At 60.0% G+C, this 20,950-nt stretch carries 16 protein-coding genes; 10 read left to right on the top strand and 6 right to left on the bottom strand.

Features of this window, described 5'->3' with window-relative positions:
- Positions 1 to 5: 5 nt before the first annotated feature.
- The 5 genes from AB4N76_RS12705 (at position 6) to gcvH (ending at position 5,901) form a co-directional block, all read left to right on the top strand.
- Positions 6 to 1,223 (top strand): 2-octaprenyl-3-methyl-6-methoxy-1,4-benzoquinol hydroxylase, encoded by a 1,218-nt coding sequence (locus AB4N76_RS12705; RefSeq protein ID WP_175649026.1) that lies wholly within the window; start codon positions 6 to 8, stop codon positions 1,221 to 1,223.
- A 244-nt stretch (positions 1,224 to 1,467) separates the two neighbouring features.
- Positions 1,468 to 2,469 carry an extracellular solute-binding protein gene (locus AB4N76_RS12700; RefSeq protein ID WP_460164513.1) on the top strand — a complete coding sequence of 334 codons (1,002 nt, stop codon included), beginning with the start codon at positions 1,468 to 1,470 and terminating at the stop codon, positions 2,467 to 2,469.
- 142 nt (positions 2,470 to 2,611) lie between these two features.
- The gene (locus tag AB4N76_RS12695; protein ID WP_460164512.1) at positions 2,612 to 4,228 is read left to right on the top strand and encodes an ABC transporter permease; all 1,617 of its coding nucleotides are present in this window, start codon (positions 2,612 to 2,614) and stop codon (positions 4,226 to 4,228) included.
- Between the two features lie 157 nt (positions 4,229 to 4,385).
- Positions 4,386 to 5,468 carry a glycine cleavage system aminomethyltransferase GcvT gene (gene gcvT, locus AB4N76_RS12690; protein WP_223522998.1) on the top strand — a complete coding sequence of 361 codons (1,083 nt, stop codon included), beginning with the start codon at positions 4,386 to 4,388 and terminating at the stop codon, positions 5,466 to 5,468.
- Between the two features lie 49 nt (positions 5,469 to 5,517).
- On the top strand, positions 5,518 to 5,901 hold the full coding sequence (gene gcvH, locus AB4N76_RS12685; protein ID WP_460164511.1) for a glycine cleavage system protein GcvH: 384 nt from the start codon (positions 5,518 to 5,520) through the stop codon (positions 5,899 to 5,901).
- 86 nt (positions 5,902 to 5,987) lie between these two features.
- Here gcvH and AB4N76_RS12680 read toward each other — a convergent pair whose 3' ends face one another.
- Positions 5,988 to 7,127: a DegT/DnrJ/EryC1/StrS family aminotransferase gene (locus tag AB4N76_RS12680; protein ID WP_460164510.1), complete on the bottom strand. Its 1,140-nt coding sequence runs from the start codon at positions 7,125 to 7,127 to the stop codon at positions 5,988 to 5,990.
- 153 nt (positions 7,128 to 7,280) lie between these two features.
- Between AB4N76_RS12680 and gcvP the strand changes: the two genes are divergently transcribed.
- Positions 7,281 to 10,154, top strand: coding sequence for an aminomethyl-transferring glycine dehydrogenase (gcvP, locus tag AB4N76_RS12675; RefSeq protein WP_460164509.1), 2,874 nt, complete (start codon positions 7,281 to 7,283; stop codon positions 10,152 to 10,154).
- 153 nt (positions 10,155 to 10,307) lie between these two features.
- Here gcvP and AB4N76_RS12670 read toward each other — a convergent pair whose 3' ends face one another.
- The 3 genes from AB4N76_RS12670 to AB4N76_RS12660 form a co-directional block, all read right to left on the bottom strand.
- Entirely contained in the window at positions 10,308 to 10,628 is a 321-nt protein-coding gene (locus tag AB4N76_RS12670) for a DUF2388 domain-containing protein (RefSeq protein ID WP_046032270.1), read from the bottom strand.
- A 71-nt stretch (positions 10,629 to 10,699) separates the two neighbouring features.
- Entirely contained in the window at positions 10,700 to 12,484 is a 1,785-nt protein-coding gene (locus tag AB4N76_RS12665; protein ID WP_077431074.1) for a GspE/PulE family protein, read from the bottom strand.
- A 90-nt stretch (positions 12,485 to 12,574) separates the two neighbouring features.
- Positions 12,575 to 12,913 (bottom strand): hypothetical protein, encoded by a 339-nt coding sequence (locus AB4N76_RS12660; protein WP_460164508.1) that lies wholly within the window; start codon positions 12,911 to 12,913, stop codon positions 12,575 to 12,577.
- 126 nt (positions 12,914 to 13,039) lie between these two features.
- Here AB4N76_RS12660 and AB4N76_RS12655 point away from each other — a divergent pair, with 126 nt between their 5' ends.
- Positions 13,040 to 13,504: an Lrp/AsnC family transcriptional regulator gene (locus AB4N76_RS12655; RefSeq protein WP_046032273.1), complete on the top strand. Its 465-nt coding sequence runs from the start codon at positions 13,040 to 13,042 to the stop codon at positions 13,502 to 13,504.
- Between the two features lie 123 nt (positions 13,505 to 13,627).
- Here the strand turns inward: AB4N76_RS12655 and AB4N76_RS12650 are convergent, their stop codons facing one another.
- Positions 13,628 to 14,995: a CYTH domain-containing protein gene (locus tag AB4N76_RS12650; RefSeq protein WP_046032274.1), complete on the bottom strand. Its 1,368-nt coding sequence runs from the start codon at positions 14,993 to 14,995 to the stop codon at positions 13,628 to 13,630.
- 157 nt (positions 14,996 to 15,152) lie between these two features.
- On the opposite strand from AB4N76_RS12650, the gene argE reads away from it, so the two are divergent.
- Both argE and argA read left to right on the top strand, forming a co-directional pair.
- Positions 15,153 to 16,313, top strand: a complete 1,161-nt coding sequence (argE, locus tag AB4N76_RS12645) for an acetylornithine deacetylase (RefSeq protein ID WP_046032275.1) — start codon at positions 15,153 to 15,155, stop codon at positions 16,311 to 16,313.
- Between the two features lie 168 nt (positions 16,314 to 16,481).
- Positions 16,482 to 17,780: an amino-acid N-acetyltransferase gene (argA, locus tag AB4N76_RS12640; protein WP_077431077.1), complete on the top strand. Its 1,299-nt coding sequence runs from the start codon at positions 16,482 to 16,484 to the stop codon at positions 17,778 to 17,780.
- A 38-nt stretch (positions 17,781 to 17,818) separates the two neighbouring features.
- Here argA and tauA read toward each other — a convergent pair whose 3' ends face one another.
- The gene (gene tauA, locus AB4N76_RS12635; protein WP_046032277.1) at positions 17,819 to 18,808 is read right to left on the bottom strand and encodes a taurine ABC transporter substrate-binding protein; all 990 of its coding nucleotides are present in this window, start codon (positions 18,806 to 18,808) and stop codon (positions 17,819 to 17,821) included.
- Positions 18,809 to 19,170: 362 nt separating this feature from the next.
- Here tauA and AB4N76_RS12630 point away from each other — a divergent pair, with 362 nt between their 5' ends.
- Complete coding sequence (locus tag AB4N76_RS12630) at positions 19,171 to 20,526, top strand: OprD family outer membrane porin (protein ID WP_046032278.1); 1,356 nt, start codon at positions 19,171 to 19,173, stop codon at positions 20,524 to 20,526.
- Positions 20,527 to 20,950: the final 424 nt, after the last annotated feature.

Here is a 20,950-nt window from a genome sequence, read left to right as displayed (position 1 = left end):
TGGACATGCGCGCAGATGTGCTGATTGTCGGGGCCGGAATGGTCGGCAGCGCCCTGGCGCTGGCGTTGCAGGACAGCGGGCTGGAAGTCCTGCTGCTGGACGGCAGCCCCTTGAGCGTCAAACCCTTCGATGACCAGGCACCGTTCGAACCGCGGGTGAGCGCCTTGTCGGCGGCCAGCCAACGAATTCTCGAGCGCTTGGGCGTGTGGGACGGCATCGCCAAGCGGCGCAGCAGTCCTTACACTGATATGCACGTCTGGGATGGCAGCGGCACCGGGCAGGTCCATTTCTCGGCCACCAGCGTGCATGCCGACGTACTGGGGCATATCGTCGAGAATCGCGTGGTGCAGGATGCCTTGCTCGATCGCCTGCACGACTGCGACCTCGGGATGCTGGCCAATGCGCGCCTGGAACAGATGCGCCGCTCGGGCGACGACTGGCTGCTGACCCTGGCCGACGGCCGCACGTTGCGTGCGCCGTTGGTGATCGCGGCCGATGGCGCCAACTCGGCTGTTCGGCGTCTGACCGGCGTGGCGACACGCGAGTGGGACTATATGCACCACGCGATTGTCACCAGTGTGCGCAGCTCCAAACCCCATCAGATGACAGCCTGGCAGCGCTTCACCGACAACGGTCCGTTGGCGTTTTTACCGCTGGAACGCGACGGCCAGCAGGACTGGTGTTCAATCGTCTGGTCGACCACGCCGAGTGAAGCTGAACGCTTGATGGCGCTGGACGAAGCGGGTTTTTGCAAGGCACTGGAACGAGCATTCGAAGGCCAGCTCGGCACAGTGCTTGGCGCTGATCCGCGTCTGTGCGTGCCCCTGCGTCAGCGCCATGCCAAGCGTTATGTAGCCGAAGGCCTGGCGCTGATCGGCGACGCGGCGCACACCATTCACCCACTGGCGGGGCAGGGCGTTAACCTCGGTTTTCTCGATGCCGCCGTGCTGGCGGAAGTGCTGTTGCAAGCGTCCGCTCGTGGTGAACGCTTGGCGGACGTGAAAGTGCTCAGCCGCTATGAACGTCGACGCATGCCCCACAACCTGGCGCTGATGGCGGCGATGGAAGGGTTTGAGCGATTGTTTCAGGCGGATCCGCTGCCGGTTCGATGGTTGCGCAATGCCGGGTTGAAGATGGTCGACCAGATGCCCGAAGCCAAGGCGTTGTTCGTGCGCGAGGCGTTGGGATTGACCGGGGATTTGCCGGCGCTGGCCAAGGCTTGATATCTGCGTTACGGCTGACGCCTTCGCGGGCAAGCCCGCTCCCACAGGATCTTCAGTGTTCACACATAATGTGTAATCACCTGGACCCTTGTGGGAGCGGGCTTGCCCGCGAAGGCGTCAGTACATTCACTGCGCATCTCAGGCAGTGCAACATCTGGTAACTCCTCCGCGAACGGATCGATTGAGAAGCTAAATGTGAGTCCTTATCATTTGGCCTCAATTTTTCAATCGAGAGATCGCTCCCATGCTACCGAAGCGTCTACTGACTGCACTCGCCCTGACCCTGATTGGCAGTACCGCCGCCCAGGCCGCTGACGAGGTGGTGGTTTACTCATCGCGTATCGACGAGCTGATCAAGCCGGTCTTCGACGCCTACACCGCCAAGACGGGCGTCAAGGTGAAGTTCATCACCGACAAGGAAGCGCCGCTGATGCAGCGGATCAAGGCCGAGGGCGAAAACGCCACCGCCGACCTGCTGTTGACGGTCGATGCCGGTAACCTCTGGCAGGCCGAGCAGATGGGCATCCTGCAACCGTTCACCTCCAAGGTGATCGACGCCAATATCCCGCTGCAATACCGCGCCTCCTCCCATGCCTGGACCGGCCTGAGCCTGCGGGCGCGGACCATCGCTTACTCGACTGATCGAGTGAAGCCGGGCGAGCTGACCACCTACGAAGCGCTGGCCGACAAAAACTGGGAAGGGCGCCTGTGCCTGCGCACGGCGAAGAAGGTCTACAACCAGTCCCTGACGGCCACCATGATCGAAATCCACGGCGCCGAAAAAACCGAGAATATCCTCAAGGGCTGGGTGAACAACCTGTCCACCGACGTGTTCTCGGATGACGTTGCGGTGCTGGAAGCGATCAACGCGGGTCAATGCGATGTGGGCATCGTCAACACCTACTACTACGGTCGTTTGCACAAGCAGAAGCCGAACCTGCCAGTGAAACTGTTCTGGCCGAACCAGGCCGACCGCGGTGTACACGTCAATCTCTCCGGCGTTGGCCTGACCAGGCACGCCCCGCACCCGGAAGCCGCCAAGGCCCTGGTGGAGTGGATGACCACGCCGGAAGCACAGAAGATCTTCGCTGATGTGAATCAGGAATTCCCGGCCAACCCGACGGTTGCGCCTTCTGAAGAAGTCGCGGCCTGGGGCAAGTTCGTTGCCGATACCCTGCCCGTGGAAGTGGCCGGCAAGCGCCAGGCTGAAGCGATTCGCATGATGGATCGGGCAGGCTGGAACTGACACCACTGATCGTTCCCACGCTCTGCTGATCGTTCCCATGCTCTGCGTGGGAATGCATCCCCCGACGCTCCGCGTCGAGCGTGACAAGATATGTGCCCACGCAGAGCGTGGGCACAATCATTTAACTTTCTAGAGAACCTCCTTGGCCCACCCCGCCCAACGCCGCTGGTATCCCCTGGTCTTCGCCATCGCTGCGCTGGTCCTGTTGCCTCTCAGTGTTTTACTGCTGTCCTGGCAAACCATCGATCAACAGATCTGGTCCCACCTCTGGGACACCCAGATGCCGCGCCTTTTGGGCAACACCCTGACGTTGATACTCGGTGTCGGTGTCGGCGTCACCCTGCTGGGCGTGAGCCTCGCCTGGCTCACCAGTCTCTGTGAGTTTCCCGGTCGACGCTGGCTCGACTGGGCACTGATGTTGCCGTTTGCGATTCCTGCCTACGTGCTGGCATTTGTCTTCGTCGGCCTGCTGGACTTTGCCGGCCCCGTGCAAACCCTGTTACGCGAATGGTTTGGCACGGGCCTGAGGTTGCCGCGCGTGCGCTCCACCGGCGGTGTCATCCTGGTGCTGGTGCTGGTTTTCTATCCTTACGTTTACCTCTTGGCTCGCACGGCATTCCTTGCTCAGGGCAAAGGCCTGATGGAAGCCGCCCGGGTCCTCGGGCAATCCCCGTGGCAGGCGTTCTGGCGAGTGGCCTTGCCGATGGCTCGCCCGGCCATTGGCGCGGGAGTGGCGTTGGCGTTGATGGAAACCCTGGCGGATTTCGGTGCGGTGTCGGTGTTCAATTTCGACACGTTCACCACCGCGATTTACAAAACCTGGTACGGGTTTTTCAGCCTGGGCACTGCTACGCAACTGGCCAGCCTGTTGCTGTTGGTAGTGATGGTCGTGTTATACGGCGAGCGTCGTGCTCGCGGGGCCAACCGGACGAGTAACGAACGACCACGGGTCAAGGCGCTTTACCACTTGCGAGGCTTAAAGGCGCTGGCGGCGATGAGCTGGTGTGGCCTGGTGTTCGCCTGTGCGTTTGTCATTCCGATGCTGCAACTGGTGGCCTGGTTCTGGCAACGCGGGCGCTTTGATCTGGACGAGCGCTACACCGGGCTGATCCTCCATACCTTGTACCTGGGTGGCATGGCCGCATTGATTACGGTCAGTGTTGCCCTGGTGTTGGCGTTCGCGCGACGCTTGGCACCGACCCGAGCCATCCGCTCCGGCGTCAGCCTGGCCAACCTCGGCTACGCCTTGCCGGGTTCTGTGTTGGCGGTGTCGATCATGCTGGCGTTCAGTTACCTGGATCGCGAACTGGTGATCCCGCTGTCGGGCTGGCTCGGTGGTGCGGGCAAGCCGTTGCTGCTGGGCAGTCTGTCGGCGTTACTGCTGGCCTATCTGGTGCGTTTCATCGCAGTGGCTTACGGCCCACTGGAAAGCAGTCTGGCGCGTATACGGCCATCTTTGCCCGAAGCGGCACGTAGCCTTGGCGTCAGTGGGCCACGACTGTTTTTCAAGGTGTATCTGCCATTGCTGTTGCCCGGTACCTTGAGCGCGGGGTTGCTGGTGTTTGTCGATGTGCTCAAGGAAATGCCCGCGACCCTGCTAATGCGCCCGTTTGGCTGGGATACGCTGGCCGTTCGGATCTTTGAAATGACCAGCGAAGGTGAGTGGGCGAGGGCCTCTTTGCCGGCGCTGACTCTGGTCCTGGTCGGGCTGTTACCGGTCATCGGATTGATTCGACGTTCGGCGCATCGAAACAGCTAGGTGTCAGTCCTACACCTTGCGGCTACAATGCGCGGCATTCGGTGCGGTCCGTCTGACAGACCCGGTAGCTGAAATCGGCTGGAAACCTTCTATTTCAAGGTTTTCACCCCGGTGCAGCACCTGTCCGCACCTTCGCCACGCCCGGAAGGAGAAACCCATGGGACAGCGTACGCCTCTGTATGACCTTCATCTCGCCCTCGGCGCGAAGATGGTCGATTTTGGCGGTTGGGATATGCCTCTGCATTACGGCTCGCAGGTCGAGGAACACCATCAGGTGCGCCGCGATTGCGGGGTTTTCGATGTATCCCACATGACCGTGATCGATGTCAGCGGCCCCCAGGCCAAGGCCTGGCTCCAGCATTTGCTGGCCAATGACGTCGAACGCCTGCACAGCCCCGGCCGTGCCTTGTACAGCACCATGCTCAACGAGCGTGGCGGTATCGTCGACGACATGATTGTCTATCGTCTCGACGACGGTTATCGCCTGGTGGTCAACGCTTCCACCCGCAATCAGGACCTCGCCTGGATGCAGGCTCACCTCGATGGTTTCGATGTGCAGCTCAACGAGCGTGCCGAGCTGGCGATGCTGGCCATTCAAGGCCCTCAGGCCCGGCAAAAAGTCTGCGAACTGGTGTCCCAGGCCCGCAGTAACCTGATTCAGCTACTCAAGCCTTTCGAAGGCCAGCCCGAAGGGGACTGGTTCATCGCTCGCACCGGTTACACCGGGGAAGATGGATTGGAAATCGTGTTGCCGGCCAGTCAGGCGCCGGGTTTTTTCAACGATCTGGTCGGTGCGGGCATTTCTCCTATCGGCCTGGGTGCGCGGGATACCTTGCGCGTCGAAGCTGGCATGAACCTGTACGGCCAAGACATCCACCAGGATGTCTCACCGCTGGCCTCCAACATGGCCTGGAGCATTGCCTGGGAACCGGCCACGCGCCAGTTCATCGGGCGCACGGCCCTGGAAGGCGAACGGGCCGGTGGCGTACAGCACAAACTGGTGGGGCTGGTCCTTGAGGAGCGAGGGGTTTTGCGCGCTCATCAAGTGGTCCGCATCGCCAATGTTGGCGAAGGGGAGATCACCAGTGGTAGTTTCTCTCCTACGCTTAGCAAGTCGATAGCACTGGCGCGCGTGCCGATGGCAACTGCCGACCGCGCCGAAGTGGAAATCCGTGGCAAGTGGTACCCGGTCCGAGTGGTCAAACCGACCTTCGTACGCCATGGCAAAACCTTGATCTAACCTTTTCTGGCGGACTACAGCCGCCGACACTTTTTTGAGGACACAGAACATGAGCGATATTCCTGCCGACCTGCGTTTTGCCGAAAGTCACGAATGGGCCCGCCTGGAAGCCGACGGCACCGTCACCGTGGGCATTAGCGATCACGCGCAGGAAGCGCTGGGTGATGTGGTGTTCGTGGAGCTGACTGAAGTCGGCAAAGCCTTCGCCGCCGGTGATCAATCCGGTGTGGTGGAATCGGTTAAAGCTGCTTCCGACATCTACTCCCCGATTGCCGGTGAAGTGATCGCGATCAACGAAGAACTGAGAGGATCGCCAGAGCTGCTCAACTCCGACCCGTACGGCGCGTGGATCTTCAAGCTCAAGCCAAGCAACGCTGCCGATCTGGAGGAGCTGTTCGACGCCGCCGGCTACAAGGCTGCCATCGGCGAATAACGTTGCTCTTGCAGGAGCATGGCTTGCCTGCGATGGCGTTTTCGAAAACGCCATCGCGGGCAAGCCATGCGCCTACAAGGAACGGTTCAAGGCTTTAGAACAGCTTTTACCGCCGCCACCGAACGCTCGACGTCCGCTTTGCTCATGGCCGTGAACATCGGCAGTGAGACAATCAGGCGTCCGACCCGCTCGGCGACCGGGAACATGCCCTCCTTGAAACCGCGCTCGCGGTAAAGACTCAGCAAATGAATCGGCGGGTAGTGATAGCCGATGCCGACCCCCAGCGCCTGCATCTGCTCCATGAAGGTAGCCCGCGCCGGCTTGCCATCCCCGCGCTCCGGCAATACCAGCTGGAACAAGTGCCAGTTACTGTTCTCGAAATCCGCCGGGGGCAATTGAGCCCCGTACACCGACTCGAAATCCTCGCCAAAGCAGGCGAAATAGTGCCTGGCCAGTTCACGGCGATGGGCGGTGATGGCTTCAATGTGAGCAAATTGCCCAAGGCCGATGGCCGCTGCGACGTCGGTCATGTTGAATTTTCCGCCCAGCACATCGACATCCAGGCCATCGAAACCACTGCGGGTGACGCCCTGCAAGCGGTACTTCTGCGCCAGTCGAACTTCCTCACCGTTGTTCAGCACCAGGCAACCGCCCTCTGACGAGGTCACGTTTTTGTTCGCCTGGAAACTGAACGACACCAAATCCCCGGTCGAGCCAATGCGCTGGCCGTTCCAACTGGAGCCCAACGCCTGGGCCGCGTCTTCCAACACCCGAAGGTTGTACTTTTTCGCCAGTGCGTACAGGTGTGTCATGTCCACCGGCAGCCCGGCGAGATACACCGGAAGGATGGCTTTGGTACGTGGGGTGATGGCGGCTTCGAGCTGAGCCAGGTCGATGTTGCGGGTGATCGGGTCAATGTCGGCAAACACCGGGGTGGCGCCGACTTCCAGAATCACGTTGGCGGTGGCCACCCAGGAAATCGGCGTGGTGATCACTTCATCACCTGGCCCGACACCGGCAATGCGCAAGGCGATTTCCATGGTGCAGGTGCCAGAGTTGAAGGTGAGTACCGGGCGCCCACCGAAATACTCCGAGAGTTGTTGCTCAAAGGCCTGGACCTTCGGGCCGCTGGTAATCCAGCCCGAGCGCAACACGTCGCCGACCGCGGCAATCGTCGCTTCATCGATGGTGGGTTTGGAAAACGGCAGGAACGGCAGTTGGTTCATGAATACAGGCACCTGATCAGCAGTCATTAGGCAGATGGCGTGCATGATGATCCGCAATGGTCGCGGCGCCAAGCCATCCGCCCGGATATCCGCTGCTATGCTGGTTTGACCGTGTTGCATCGACGCTGAGCGCCAGTCAAGAGAGAGCCCGTCATGTCCCAGTTGCCGTCCTTGAGCCAGTTACGCGACCCCAATGCCTTTCTGCGCCGCCACCTCGGGCCCGATGCCGCCGAGCAGCAGGCGATGCTCGACAGCCTCGGCCTCGGCAGCCGGGTCGAGCTGATTGAGCAGACGGTGCCGCCGGGCATCCGTCTGAACCGGGCGCTGGACCTGCCGCCCGCCCTCGACGAGCAAGCCGCACTGGCCAAGCTGCGTGGCTATGCCGAGCAGAACCAGGTCTGGACCAGCCTGATCGGCATGGGCTACCACGGCACCCTCACGCCGACGGTTATTTTACGCAACGTCCTGGAAAACCCCGGTTGGTACACCGCCTACACGCCTTATCAGCCAGAGATCGCCCAAGGACGACTCGAAGCGCTGCTGAATTTCCAGCAACTGACCATCGATCTGACTGGCCTGGAGCTGGCCAACGCTTCGTTGCTGGATGAAGCAACGGCAGCGGCGGAAGCCATGGCGCTGGCCAAGCGTGTCGCCAAGTCCAAAAGCAATCTGTTCTTCGTCGACCAGAACTGCCATCCGCAGACCATTTCGGTGGTGCAGACCCGCGCCGAAGGCTTTGGCTTCGAACTGATCATCGACGCTGTGGATAACTTGAAACAACACCAGGTGTTCGGTGCCCTGCTGCAATACCCCGACACCCACGGCGAGATCCGCGATCTTCGGCCGCTGATCGATCACCTGCACGGACAGCAAGCCCTGGCGTGTGTCGCCACTGATCTGCTGAGCCTGTTGTTACTGACACCGCCGGGGGAGTTGGGCGCCGACGTGGTGTTCGGCTCATCCCAGCGTTTTGGCGTGCCGATGGGTTACGGCGGGCCACACGCGGCGTTCTTTGCCAGCCGCGATGAGTACAAACGGGCGATTCCCGGGCGGATCATCGGCGTGTCCAAAGATGCCCGCGGCAACGTGGCCCTGCGCATGGCCCTGCAAACCCGCGAGCAACATATTCGCCGGGAGAAGGCCAACTCGAATATTTGCACCGCTCAAGTATTGCTGGCCAACATCGCCAGTTTCTACGCGGTCTATCACGGTCCAGAGGGGCTCAAGCGCATTGCCCAGCGCGTGCACCGCTTGACGTGCATCCTCGCCGCCGGCCTCGAACGTCGTGGCATCAGCCGCCTCAACACACACTTCTTCGACACCCTGACCCTGGATGTCGGTGGGACCCAGACGGCGATCATCGAAAGTGCTCAAGCGGCGCAGATCAATTTACGCATCCTGGGGCGAGGGCTGTTGGGGTTGAGCCTTGACGAAACCTCTGACGAAACCACCGTCGCGCAGTTGTTCGCGGTGTTCCTGGGGGCCGATCATGGCCTGAGTGTCGACGAACTGGACGCTGAAACGCTGCAATCGGGCATGCCCGACGGGCTGCAGCGCACTTCACCTTATCTGCGCCACCCCGTGTTCAATGCACACCACAGCGAAACCGAGATGCTGCGTTACCTCAAGCAACTGGAGAACAAAGACCTCGCCCTCAACCAGTCGATGATTCCGTTGGGCTCCTGCACCATGAAGCTCAACGCCACCAGCGAAATGATCCCCATCACCTGGCCGCAGTTCGCCAACTTGCACCCGTTCGTGCCCAAAGAGCAGGCTGCGGGGTATTCGCTGATGATCGAAGAGCTGGAGCGCTGGCTCTGCGCAATCACCGGTTTCGATGCGATTTGCATGCAACCCAACTCCGGCGCCCAGGGCGAGTACGCCGGGTTGCTGGCGATCCGCAAATACCACGAGAGTCGTCATCAAGGGGCGCGGGATCTCTGCCTGATTCCGTCCTCGGCCCACGGCACCAACCCGGCGTCGGCGCAGATGGCCGGGATGCGCGTGGTCATTGTCGAGTGCGACGAAGCCGGCAACGTCGATCTGGATGACCTCAAGGCAAAAGCGTCGGAGGCAGGGGACAAACTCGCGTGCCTGATGGCGACGTATCCCTCGACCCACGGCGTCTACGAGGAAGGCATCAGTGAGATCTGTGAAGTTATCCACAGCCACGGCGGTCAGGTGTACATGGACGGCGCCAACCTCAATGCACAGGTTGGCCTGGCACGCCCGGCGGACATTGGCGCCGATGTGTCGCACATGAATTTGCACAAGACGTTCTGCATTCCCCATGGCGGCGGCGGCCCGGGCATGGGGCCGATTGGTGTGCGGGCGCACCTGGCGCCGTTCGTGGCCAATCACCCGGTGGTGCCCATCGACGGACCTTTACCGCAGAACGGCGCGGTGAGCGCGGCGCCTTGGGGCAGCGCGAGCATCCTGCCGATCAGCTGGATGTACATTGCGATGATGGGGCCACAGTTGGCGGACGCCAGTGAAGTGGCGATCCTCGCGGCAAATTACCTGGCCCAGCATTTATCCGGTGCGTTCCCGGTGCTCTACACCGGCCGCAATGGCCGGGTGGCTCATGAATGCATCCTTGATCTGCGACCGCTGAAGACGCTGACCGGCATCAGTGAAGAGGACGTTGCCAAGCGCCTGATGGATTATGGGTTCCATGCGCCAACGATGTCGTTTCCGGTGCCGGGGACACTGATGGTCGAGCCGACCGAAAGTGAATCGAAGGCCGAGCTGGACCGGTTTATCGGAGCGATGCTGAGCATCCGCGCAGAAATCAGCGAGGTGGAACAAGGCAATTGGCCGGCCGAGGACAACCCGCTGAAACGTTCACCGCACACGCTGGCAGACATCACTGGCATCTGGGAGCGGCCCTACAGCATCGAGCAAGCCGTGACGCCAGATGCGCACACCAAGGCGCATAAGTATTGGCCGGTGGTGAACCGGGTCGATAACGTCTATGGCGACCGGAATCTGTTCTGCGCGTGTGTGCCGGTGGATGATTACCGCTGAGATCTCGCGGTACACCTAACCCCTGTAGGAGCACGGCTTGCCGGCGATGGTGATCTTAAGGACGCCATCGCCGGCAAGCCGTGCTCCTACAGGGGATTTGTGTCGGGCAAAAAAATGCCGCTCAACTGAGCGGCATTTTTTGTACCTTCGAACTTACTGCGCAGCGACCGCGTTCTTCGCCAGGATCGCATTCGCCAGTTCCATGTCCGTGGCCTGCAAGCCCGGGTTGTCGGCGCGGACTTTCTGCAGCGCCGCTTCCAGGTAAGGGCCACGAATGCCGCCGTCACTGGCGACGAAGCTGCCAGCATCGTCCTGGGCAGCGACGACCATTTTGCGATCTCTGGACGTCAGGTAGGACGTGCCGGTGGTTGCGCCGGACGTGAGGACATTTTGCCAAAAGCTATCGTCGGCCATCGCGCTACCGACGGGAAGAGACAGCAGCGCGACGGTGGCGACAGCAAGTTTGAAACGCATGATGGGTGACTCCACTGGGTTAACTGCGGCCTTGGATAGCCAACCCCCCATCGAGTTCCGTGGCGGCGCGTTTACTTTTGTTCGCTCTGTGGCGTCACTCGTAATACCTCTTCGAGCGTGGTCAAGCCCGCTGCGACCTTCTGCGCCCCCGATAGCCGCAAGCTGCGCATGCCTTCCTTGAATGCCTGACGCCGGATCGCCAGCAAGTCGGTGTCGGGATTGATCAACGCTTTGACGCCGTCCGTCAGTTGCATGATTTCGTACACCCCGGCGCGGCCGCGATAACCGGTGTCGCGGCATTCGAGACAGCCGATGGCACGTTGGGCGTTGGTGGGCAGAGGGGCTTGCCAAGGTTTGGTCAGGGTTTGCCAATCCTCTTCTTCCAACGTCAGCGGCGCCTTGCAATGGGAGCACAAGGTGCGCACCAGGCGCTGGGCCATGACGCCCAGCACGGTGGCTTTGATCAGGTAGTGCGGCACGCCGAGTTCCAGCAGGCGACTGATCGCACTCGGTGCGTCGTTGGTGTGCAACGTCGACAGCACCAAGTGTCCGGTGAGCGCCGCCTGAATCGCCATTTCGGCGGTTTCGAGGTCGCGTATCTCGCCGATCATGATGATGTCCGGGTCTTGCCGCATCAACGCGCGCACGCCGGCCGCGAAGGTCAGGTCGATGTTGTGCTGGACCTGCATCTGGTTGAACGCGGGCTCGACCATTTCAATCGGGTCTTCGATGGTGCAGAGGTTGACCTCTGGCGTCGCCAGTTTCTTGAGCGTGGTGTACAGCGTGGTGGTCTTGCCCGAACCCGTGGGCCCGGTGACCAGGATGATGCCGTTGGGCTGTCGGGTCATGTCCTGCCAGCGGCGCAGGTCCTCGGTGGAAAAACCCAGCTGGTCGAAATCCTTGAGCAGCACTTCCGGGTCGAAGATTCGCATGACCATTTTTTCGCCGAACGCGGTCGGCAATGTCGACAGCCGCAATTCGACTTCACCGCCGTCCGGGGTCTTGGTTTTCACCCGGCCGTCCTGGGGTTTGCGTTTTTCCGCGACGTTCATCCGCCCCAGGCTTTTCAGGCGACTGACGATGGCCATGGTCACCTGTGGCGGGAATTGATAGACGTTGTGCAACACACCGTCGATGCGAAAACGCACCGTGCCTTGCTCGCGCCGGGGTTCGATGTGGATATCACTGGCGCGTTGCTGGAAGGCGTACTGGAACAGCCAGTCGACGATGTTGACGATGTGCGCGTCGTTGGCATCAGGCTCCTGGTCGCTGGCGCCGAGGTTCAGCAGTTGTTCGAAGTTGCCCAGGGTCGAGGTCTGCTGTTCGGCGTTGCTCGCACCGCTGACCGATTTGGCCAGGCGAAAAAACTCCACGCTGAAGCGCTGGATGTCGACCGGGTTGGCCACGACCCGTTTGATCGGCAGCTTCAACACGTGGGTCAGGTCGGCTTCCCAGCCGCTGACGTAAGGCTGGGCGCTGGCCACGGTCACCGCGTCGCGGTCGATGGACACCGCGAGAATCTTGTGGCGCTGGGCAAAGGCGTAGGACATCAGCGGCGTGATGGCCGCGACGTTGATCTTCAGCGGATCGATACGCAAGTAAGGCTGGCCGGCCTGTTGCGCCAGCCACAAGGTCAGGCTTTCCAGGTCCAGGTGCTTGCCGGGACGGCTGAGATCGTCGAGGTGTTGGCCGGCAATGAATTCCAGCGGGTGTATCTGGCCATTGGCGGCGTGGCGGCGTCGGGCGTTTAGCGCGTTCTCGGCCGAGTCCTGACTGATAAAGCCTTGGGCGACCAGTTCGCGCAGCAAATCATTGAGATCCAGCCAGCGGTCCTGAAAGGCAAGTTGAACGGACATGCGGGCTCCTCATGAACAACAGTCCGCCAAGGATAGTCGTGGACCCGTCGACCGTTGGGCCACTACTGGACAAAGCCGTGTCGAGGTTTTTCAGCCCATCGCCTGGGACGGCTCATCCCACGTCGCATCCTCCGGCTGCACGTCGACCGAGCAGACGCTGATCAGGTTACGCAGTTTGTGCGCGATCACTTGGGCGCGGTGCCAACTCAGACCGTCGATGACGAGGTCGATCGCCAGCACATCGTCCTGGCGCTGTACGTTGACCTGCTGCGGCGTCAGAAACTGCAACGCGAACAGATTGAGCGCCCGGCACAGCACATCCGGTTCGGCTTCGGCCAGCAGTTGATAATGAACACGGCAGTGGGCGTTGCTGGCGTTCCAGACATCGGTACGGGTGGGCGGGGTATGAACGGCTTCTAGATGCGGCATGGTCGGACTCCAAAATCACTGGAGGAATTTTTACATTCGGTTGCGGACATTTCTTATCTATGATTGGGGTTATTGGCGATTTATCGAATCGTGTAATTCATAAAAATAGCGATATAAGGTTTTTCTATGCAAAGCGAGTTGGATAGCTACGACCGCAAGATTCTCGCGTTGCTGCAAGAGGACGCTTCGCTTTCCAGTGCACAGATCGCCGAACAGGTGGGGCTCTCGCAGTCGCCGTGCTGGCGACGGATTCAGCGGATGAAAGAGGAGGGGATCATTCGTGGGCAGGTGACCTTGCTTGACCGCAAGAAAATCGGCCTGAACACGCAGATCTTCGCTGAAATCAAACTCAACGCGCACGGACGCTCGAACTTCACCGAATTCACCGAGGCGATTCGCGGCTTTCCCGAAGTGTTGGAGTGTTATGTGCTGATGGGGTCGGTGGATTTTTTGCTGCGCATTGTCACGGCGGACATTGAGGCGTACGAGCGATTTTTCTTTGAAAAACTGTCGATGGTGCCGGGGATACAGGAGGTCAACTCGATCGTGGCGTTATCTGAAATCAAATCCACGACGAGTTTGCCGGTCTGAGGTTTTGAGGTGAACCGGCGGGCCTCATCGCGGGCAAGCCTTGCTCCTACAGAATTCGAGTCGGTCTCCCAATTGGGTTTGACACAAAACCTGTAGGAGCGAGGCTTGCCCGCGATGGCGGTATTACATACGCAGCAGCATTTTCCAGGCTCGATTCTGATAAACCGCAATCGCCTGCTGCTTGCGCGCATCCAGCGATTCATCGGTGATCGGCTCGTTAGCTAGCAGGGCAAGTTGCTTCAATTCACCGTACAGGCGATCCATTTCCGGGATGTCCAGCACGTGACGGGCATGGTGCAACCAGGACTGGATACGCTCGATGCGCGGCAATTGCTCGGCCAGATCTTCCGGCTGTTGCTGGTAACGCTGCAATTGCAGGGAGGTCGCTTCTTCACCCAGCAGGCGTGGCAACCAACTGCCCAGTTGCGCGGCGCCCTGGCGATTGCCACGCACGTTGCGATCGGCTGCCCAGGTACGGGCCAGCAACCAGCGCGAGGTGTTCAGCGAGAACAGGCCCCAGCGCGGGTCTTCGAGTTCTTCGAGGAACTGCTCCGGTGCCGCTTTGCGCACGTCTTCGTCGTCCAGACCGGCTTGTACCAGCGGACGCCAGTCTTCCAGCAACGCATCCAGCGCAAGGCGCAGATCGTGGGTCGATTGACGTGGAGCGGCCTGGCCCAGGCTGCTGAGCAATGCGCGCAGTTCGGCGAGGTTTTCAACCCAGTCCTGCAACAGACGCCAGTGGCCGTTGAAGCGATATTGCTCGGCCAGACGCTGGCTGCTGCCCAGCAAATGCCAGCTCAATGCGGCGAAGGCATCGTCCAGCAGGGTTTCGGCGGTGATCTGCGGCGCCGGCAAGCTCAACGAATAGCTGTTGGCGTCGTACAGGCGATAGCCGCGTTCGGCCTTGCTGATGTCGCACGGCATCAGCGCCAGTTTCTCGGCCAGTTCGGCGGCCAGTTCCAGCAGCGCGGCCGGCTCGCCTTCACGCAGTTCGAGTTCCAGCTCGCAGATTTCTTCTTTCTGCTTGCCGACGATCACATGGCCAAAGTCCAGCGCGGCTTCGATGACCACTTTGGTCTTGCCACGGCCCCAGGCGATTTCAGCGCGTTCGCGAACGAAGTCGGTGGTGAAGATCGGCTTGAGGGTTTTCTTGTCCAGCTCGGCCAGTTCCTCGGGCCAGCATTCGCCGTCGAGTTTCTTCAGGTCGAGCTTGGCTTTGGGCAGGTTCCAGTCGTATTCATTGCGCTCGGACAGACCGGCGACGCTCTGGCCACGGGTCTTGAGCGTCTGGATCACTTCCTCGCCGTCGCGGCGCAGGCGCAGGGCAACCTTGGCGCGGGCCAGGTCGCGCTCTGGCGTGTCGAAGTACTGGTTCATCAACTCACGGCGTTCCCAGCCACTTTTGTTGCGTTTTTTCAGGAGCGGGTGCTCGCGCAGGGCAGCGAGGGTTTCGCGGCTGACGCGGAGCTTGATTTCGGTTTCTTTCTGCATGGCCGGAAAATCCAGGATCGGGAGCGCAGCCGGGGGAATGTGTGGCTGCCAAGGTCGTGCAGTGTACAGGACTCGCAGCGGGTACGCGCCGCGACGGTTTATTCCTGTCACCGGATGGTTCTATGATGGACTTCACTTCGGGAGTTGGGAGTCAGCGATGCCTTTGCCGTCCATGAAAGATCAGTTCGCTGCGCTGATCGCTGCACCCTCCGTCAGCTGTACCCAACCGAGCCTGGATCAAACCAACCGTCCGGTGATCGATTTGCTGGCGACGTGGCTGGGTGATTTGGGTTTTGCCTGCGACATCCAGCAGGTCAGCCCCGGCAAGTTCAATCTGCTGGCCAGTTATGGTTCCGGCCCAGGCGGTCTGGTGCTGGCCGGTCACAGCGACACCGTGCCGTTCGATGGCGCGTTGTGGCAAACCGACCCGTTGAAACTGACTGAAGTGGACGGCCGTTGGGTGGGCCTGGGCAGCTGCGACATGAAAGGCTTTTTCGCCCTCGCTATCGAAGCCGTTCTGCCATTGCTCGACCAGCCGTTCAAACAACCGCTGATGATCCTCGCCACCTGCGACGAAGAAAGCTCGATGTCCGGTGCTCGCGCCCTGGCCCAGGCCGGTCGCCCGTTGGGCCGGGCTGCGGTCATCGGCGAGCCGACCGGCCTGAAGCCGATCCGCATGCACAAAGGCATCATGATGGAACGCATCGACATCCTCGGTCAGAGCGGCCATTCCTCTGATCCACGCCTGGGCCACAGCGCCCTTGAAGCGATGCACGATGCGATTGGCGAACTGCGGGGATTGCGCCTGTTATGGCAACGAGAGTTTCGTAACCCGCAGTTCGGCGTACCGACGCCGACACTGAATTTCGGCTGTATTCATGGCGGCGACAACCCCAACCGCATTTGCGGGCAATGTTCATTGGAGTTCGATCTGCGGCCATTGCCGGGCATGGACCCCAAGGCGCTGCGCGCGGAGATTTTGCAGCGGCTCCAACCGGTTGCCGAACGCCATCAGGTGAAGATCGATTACGCGCCGCTGTTCCCCGAGGTGCCGCCCTTCGAACAAGCCGAAGACTCGGAACTGGTGCGCGTCGCTGAAAAGCTCACCGGTCATGTTGCCGAAGCAGTGGCGTTCGGCACCGAAGCGCCTTATCTTCAGCGCCTTGGCTGCGAAACACTGGTGCTCGGCCCGGGTGATATCGCCTGCGCGCACCAGCCGGGGGAATACCTTGAAATGTCACGTTTGCAGCCTACGGTGCATCTATTACGTCAGTTGATTCAACATTACTGCCTGACAGCCCCAATGCCAGCCGGTTGAGCGCTCCCACAGGTTCTGTGTTTTGACGTATAAATTGCCAGTGTCCCAACCCGTATTCATGAGGAGAGCGCGCGTGTCGCCAAGCCTGTTCCGACGATAACCATCAGCCCGTTGTGCATTTTTTGTTTCGCCCTTTTTTTGGCTGCTATTTATTACAGGCCCAGGTTCATGCCCGACTACGTTAATTGGCTTCGTCACGCTTCGCCTTACATCAATGCCCACCGCGATTGCACGTTCGTCGTCATGCTCCCAGGCGATGGGGTGGAGCATCCGAACTTCGGCAATATCGTCCACGACCTGGTGCTGTTGCACAGCCTGGGGGTGCGACTGGTGCTGGTTCATGGTTCCCGTCCGCAAATTGAAACCCGCCTCGCCGCGCGTGGGCTGACCCCGCATTACCACCACGGCATGCGCATCACCGATGCCGCGACGCTGGAGTGCGTGATCGATGCGGTCGGCCAGTTGCGTATTGCCATTGAAGCGCGCCTGTCCATGGACATGGCCTCGTCGCCGATGCAGGGCTCGCGCCTGCGGGTGGCCAGCGGCAACCTGGTCACCGCGCGGCCGATTGGTGTGCTGGAAGGCGTTGATTATCACCACACCGGCGAAGTGCGCCGGGTCGACCGCAAAGGTATCAACCGCCTGCTGGACGAGCGCTCCATCGTGCTGCTGTCTCCTTTGGGCTACTCGCCGACCGGTGAAATCTTCAACCTCGCCTGCGAGGACGTCGCTACGCGCGCGGCCATCGATCTGGGCGCGGACAAGCTGCTGCTGTTCGGCGCGGACCTGGGTTTGATCGATGAAAACGGTCGACTGGTGCGCGAATTGCGTCCGCAACAAGTGCCGGCGCATCTACAGCGATTGGGCAGCAACTATCAGGCCGAGCTGTTGGATGCGGCCGCTGAAGCGTGCCGGGGCGGCGTCGCGCGCAGCCACATCGTCAGCTACGCCGAAGACGGTGCGTTGCTGACCGAGCTGTTCACCCGCGACGGTGGCGGTACGCTGGTGGCGCAGGAGCAATTCGAGGTGGTGCGTGAAGCCGCGATCGAAGACGTCGGCGGTTTGCTGGATCTGATCAGCCCGCTGGAAGAGCAGGGGATTCTGGTGCGTCGTTCCCGTGAGGTGCTGGAGCGTGAGATCGAGCAATTCAGCGTGGTTGAACGCGAAGGGATGATCATCGCCTGTGCGGCGCTGTACCAGATTGCTGATTCGGACGCCGGGGAGCTGGCGTGTCTGGCAGTGAACCCGGAATATCGCCATGGCGGTCGCGGGGATGAACTGCTGGAGCGCATTGAAACCCGCGCACGGGCTCAGGGCTTGAAAACGTTGTTCGTGCTCACCACCCGGACTGCTCACTGGTTCCGCGAGCGCGGGTTTGTGCCGAGCAGCGTCGAGCGCCTGCCATCGGCGCGGGCGTCGCTGTATAACTATCAGCGTAATTCGAAGATCTTCGAAAAGACCCTGTAATTTATGATCGTTCCCACGCAGAGCGTGGGAACGATCCGTTACTGCGCCACAAACTTCGCACTGACATACGCCGAATAATCCGGCAGCACCGTTTCAACCTTCCCTTGCTCCTTCAAGAACTTTGCCGTTTCGCCAATCGCCTTGGCCGTACCGCCCTCCAGTAGCGCGGTGGTCTGCTGGGCCTTGGCATCCGGGAATGCAGAGCCGGCCAGCAACTCCGGTACGTCGGCAGCGTTGGCACCGGTCAGTTTGGCGATTTTCTGCACGGGCACCGAGTCGGCTGTCCAGCTGTCTTTATGTGCGGCGTAATCGGCGAACGAATCCAGGGTGACTTTGGCAAATTTGGCCACCACCTCAGGGTGTTTCTCGGCGTAATCCTTACGCGCGACCCAGACCTCAAAGGTCGGCGCCCCCCACTGACCGACCTGCGCGGCATCGGTCAGCGTCTTGCCAGTCTTGCGAATTTCCCCCAGCGCCGGGGACCAGACAAACGCACCATCAATATCACCACGCTTCCACGCCGCCGCGATTTCCGCTGGCTGCAAATTGACCACTTTGACTTTCGAGGCGTCCAGGCCCCAGTGCTTGAGTGCGCCAAGCAAGCTGTAGTGAGAGGTTGAAACGAACGGTGTGGCGATGGTCTTGCCGATCAGATCTTGTGGTTTCTCGATGCCGCTGCCGTTGCGCACCACGAGGGCTTCAGCCGCATTGATCTGGGCGGACACGATGAACGCCACAATCGGCAGGTTGCGCGAGGCGGCTGCGGCCAAAGGGCTGGAGCCGAGGTTGCCGATCTGCACGTCACCGGAGGCGATGGCGGTCACCACTTCGGGGCCGCTGTTGAATCGGCGCCAGTCGATTTTCTGGCCGATGGCTTGCTCGTACAGACCATCGGCCTGGGGGACTTTGCTGGGGTCGATACCGGTTTGATACCCAACAGTCAGGTTGGCCGCCTGAGTGGAAAGAGAAAACAGCATCGATACACAAACTGTAACAATTGAGCCGGATAGTGCGCGTTTGGTCGTCATGGCGTCGCCTTTCGGTGGGGGTTTGTTTCCGAATTGCTTCAAACGCTAAACGATCTAAAAAACGGCTAATAAATACCATTTAGGAATTAGCTTATGAGTGGGTGGCTCTATTCCGGGATTTATCAGTCATTTAGAGCTTAATTCCTAAACGGTATGAGAAAAGGCTCAGGTAGTTCTTTTCAGGTTTATGACGAACTCATGACCTGCATGGACCAAAAAACGGGGGATTAGACCATGGTCGTAGACACATATAGTTACGATTGACTTGTGGGTCACGGTCTGGCGCTAATCGCGCATCTTAGGATCCCGGGCAAAGAACCGGGGCCAGGAACACAAGAATTAGAAACGAGAGGAGTTTAACAATGAACAAGTCCACCTTGGCCCTGGCCGTGGCCGTAGGGGTTTTGGCGCAGCAGGCAGGCGCCGCCGGTTTCCTGGAAGACAGCAAGGCTTCCGTCAGTTCCCGGACCATGTACTACGACGCCGATGTGCGTTCAAGTCTGAACGCTCCTGCTAACAATGCTGCTGCTAACCGTCAGCGAGAAACCGCTGAAGGTCTCAAGTTCGATTACCTGTCCGGTTTTACCCAAGGTACTGTCGGCTTCGGTATCGATGCCCAGGCACTCGTTGGCATCCACCTGGACGGTGGCAAAGGGCATCACCCGACGGGTAACGCTAACTCGTTCTTCCCTAGCGACGGCGATCATGCGGCTGACGAGTGGAGCCGTCTGGATGGCAACGTCAAGGCGCGCTTCTCGAAGACCGAAGCCCATTTGGGTGGCGCTCTGGCACCCAACCTGCCGATCCTGATCGCGAACGACAGCCGTTTGCTGCCACAAACCTTTGAAGGTGGCACGATCTCCTCGAAGGAAATCGACAACGTAACCATCAACCTGGGTCAGCTAGAGCACGCGTCGGGCCGCGCCTCCTCCAACAGCACCGGCATGGCAGTGGCGGGCGGTACTCAGGACAGCAACCAGTTCCGTTACGCCGGTGCTGACTGGAAAGTAACCAAAGACCTGACCCTGCAGTACTACCATGCGAATCTGCAGGATTACTACAAACAGGACTTCCTGGGCTTGGTGCACGTCTGGACGATCGATGCCAAGCAGTCGTTCAAGTCGGATTTCCGCTACTTCGACAGCAGCTCTGATGGCAAGAACGGCGACGTCGGCTACCGCTTCAACAACAACAACGGATTCGCCAAGACTCCGGGCGAGGTCGATAACAAGACCTGGAGCGGTATGTTCACCTACACCCTGGGTGGCAACGCATTCCTGCTGGGTCACCAGCGCGTCAACGATGACGGCGGCTTTGTTTTCCTGAACCAAGGCAACCTTATCGATGACAAAGGTCGTCAAGAAGGTGCTGGCGGCGCCAGCTTCTACTCGTTTACCGATGCCACAGTGGGCAGCTTCATCCGTGCCGGTGAAAACACCACGTTCGGTCAGTACTCCTATGACTTCGCCTCCCTGGGCGTCCCAGGTTTGAAAGCTTCGATTTCTTACTTGAATGGCCAGGACATCAAGGCAACCAACGGTACTGGTAAAGACCTGAGTGAGCACGAGACCGACGCACGTGTGGACTACGTGATTCAAACGGGTGCACTGAAAGGGTTTGGTACGACGCTGCGTCACGGTACCTACCGTGGCAACACCAGCACCCTTGATCAAGACCAGACCCGTCTGATCTTCAACTACACCTACAGCTTCTTGTAACAGGCCGTCTGGTTCCTGAAACAGGTGTAAACCTGATTCAGGACGAGACAGAGCAAACAAAAAAGCCTCGCCCTTACCGGCGAGGCTTTTTTTGCTTTCTCATATTCCAAAATGACCGCAGTCAATTATTTTTTATTCTTTTTAGTTTTTACTGTGCTCACCTAAAGTAGGCCCGTCCGGCACTCGTCACGGGTTTCGGAGCGAGCAATGTTCCCCCGTTAATCAAACAGGTTAAGGATTCGGCTTTTTAGCCGATACCTCGACTCTGTGCTGCCCAGGCATATTCCTTGAAGCTATGAGAAATAAAGATGAAATTCTTTTTAGCTTTATGACGTTGTATCCTGCGCGGCCAAAACGACCGGGCTAGAAGCTTCGGCACACATTGCGCTTTCTGGACCCAGGGCAATCGACTCAGGGCCAGGAA

The sequence above is a fragment of the Pseudomonas sp. S2_F03 genome (genome assembly GCF_054668335.1).
Note: the sequence above shows the minus strand (reverse complement) of the source record. Positions and strands in the feature narration are given on the sequence as shown.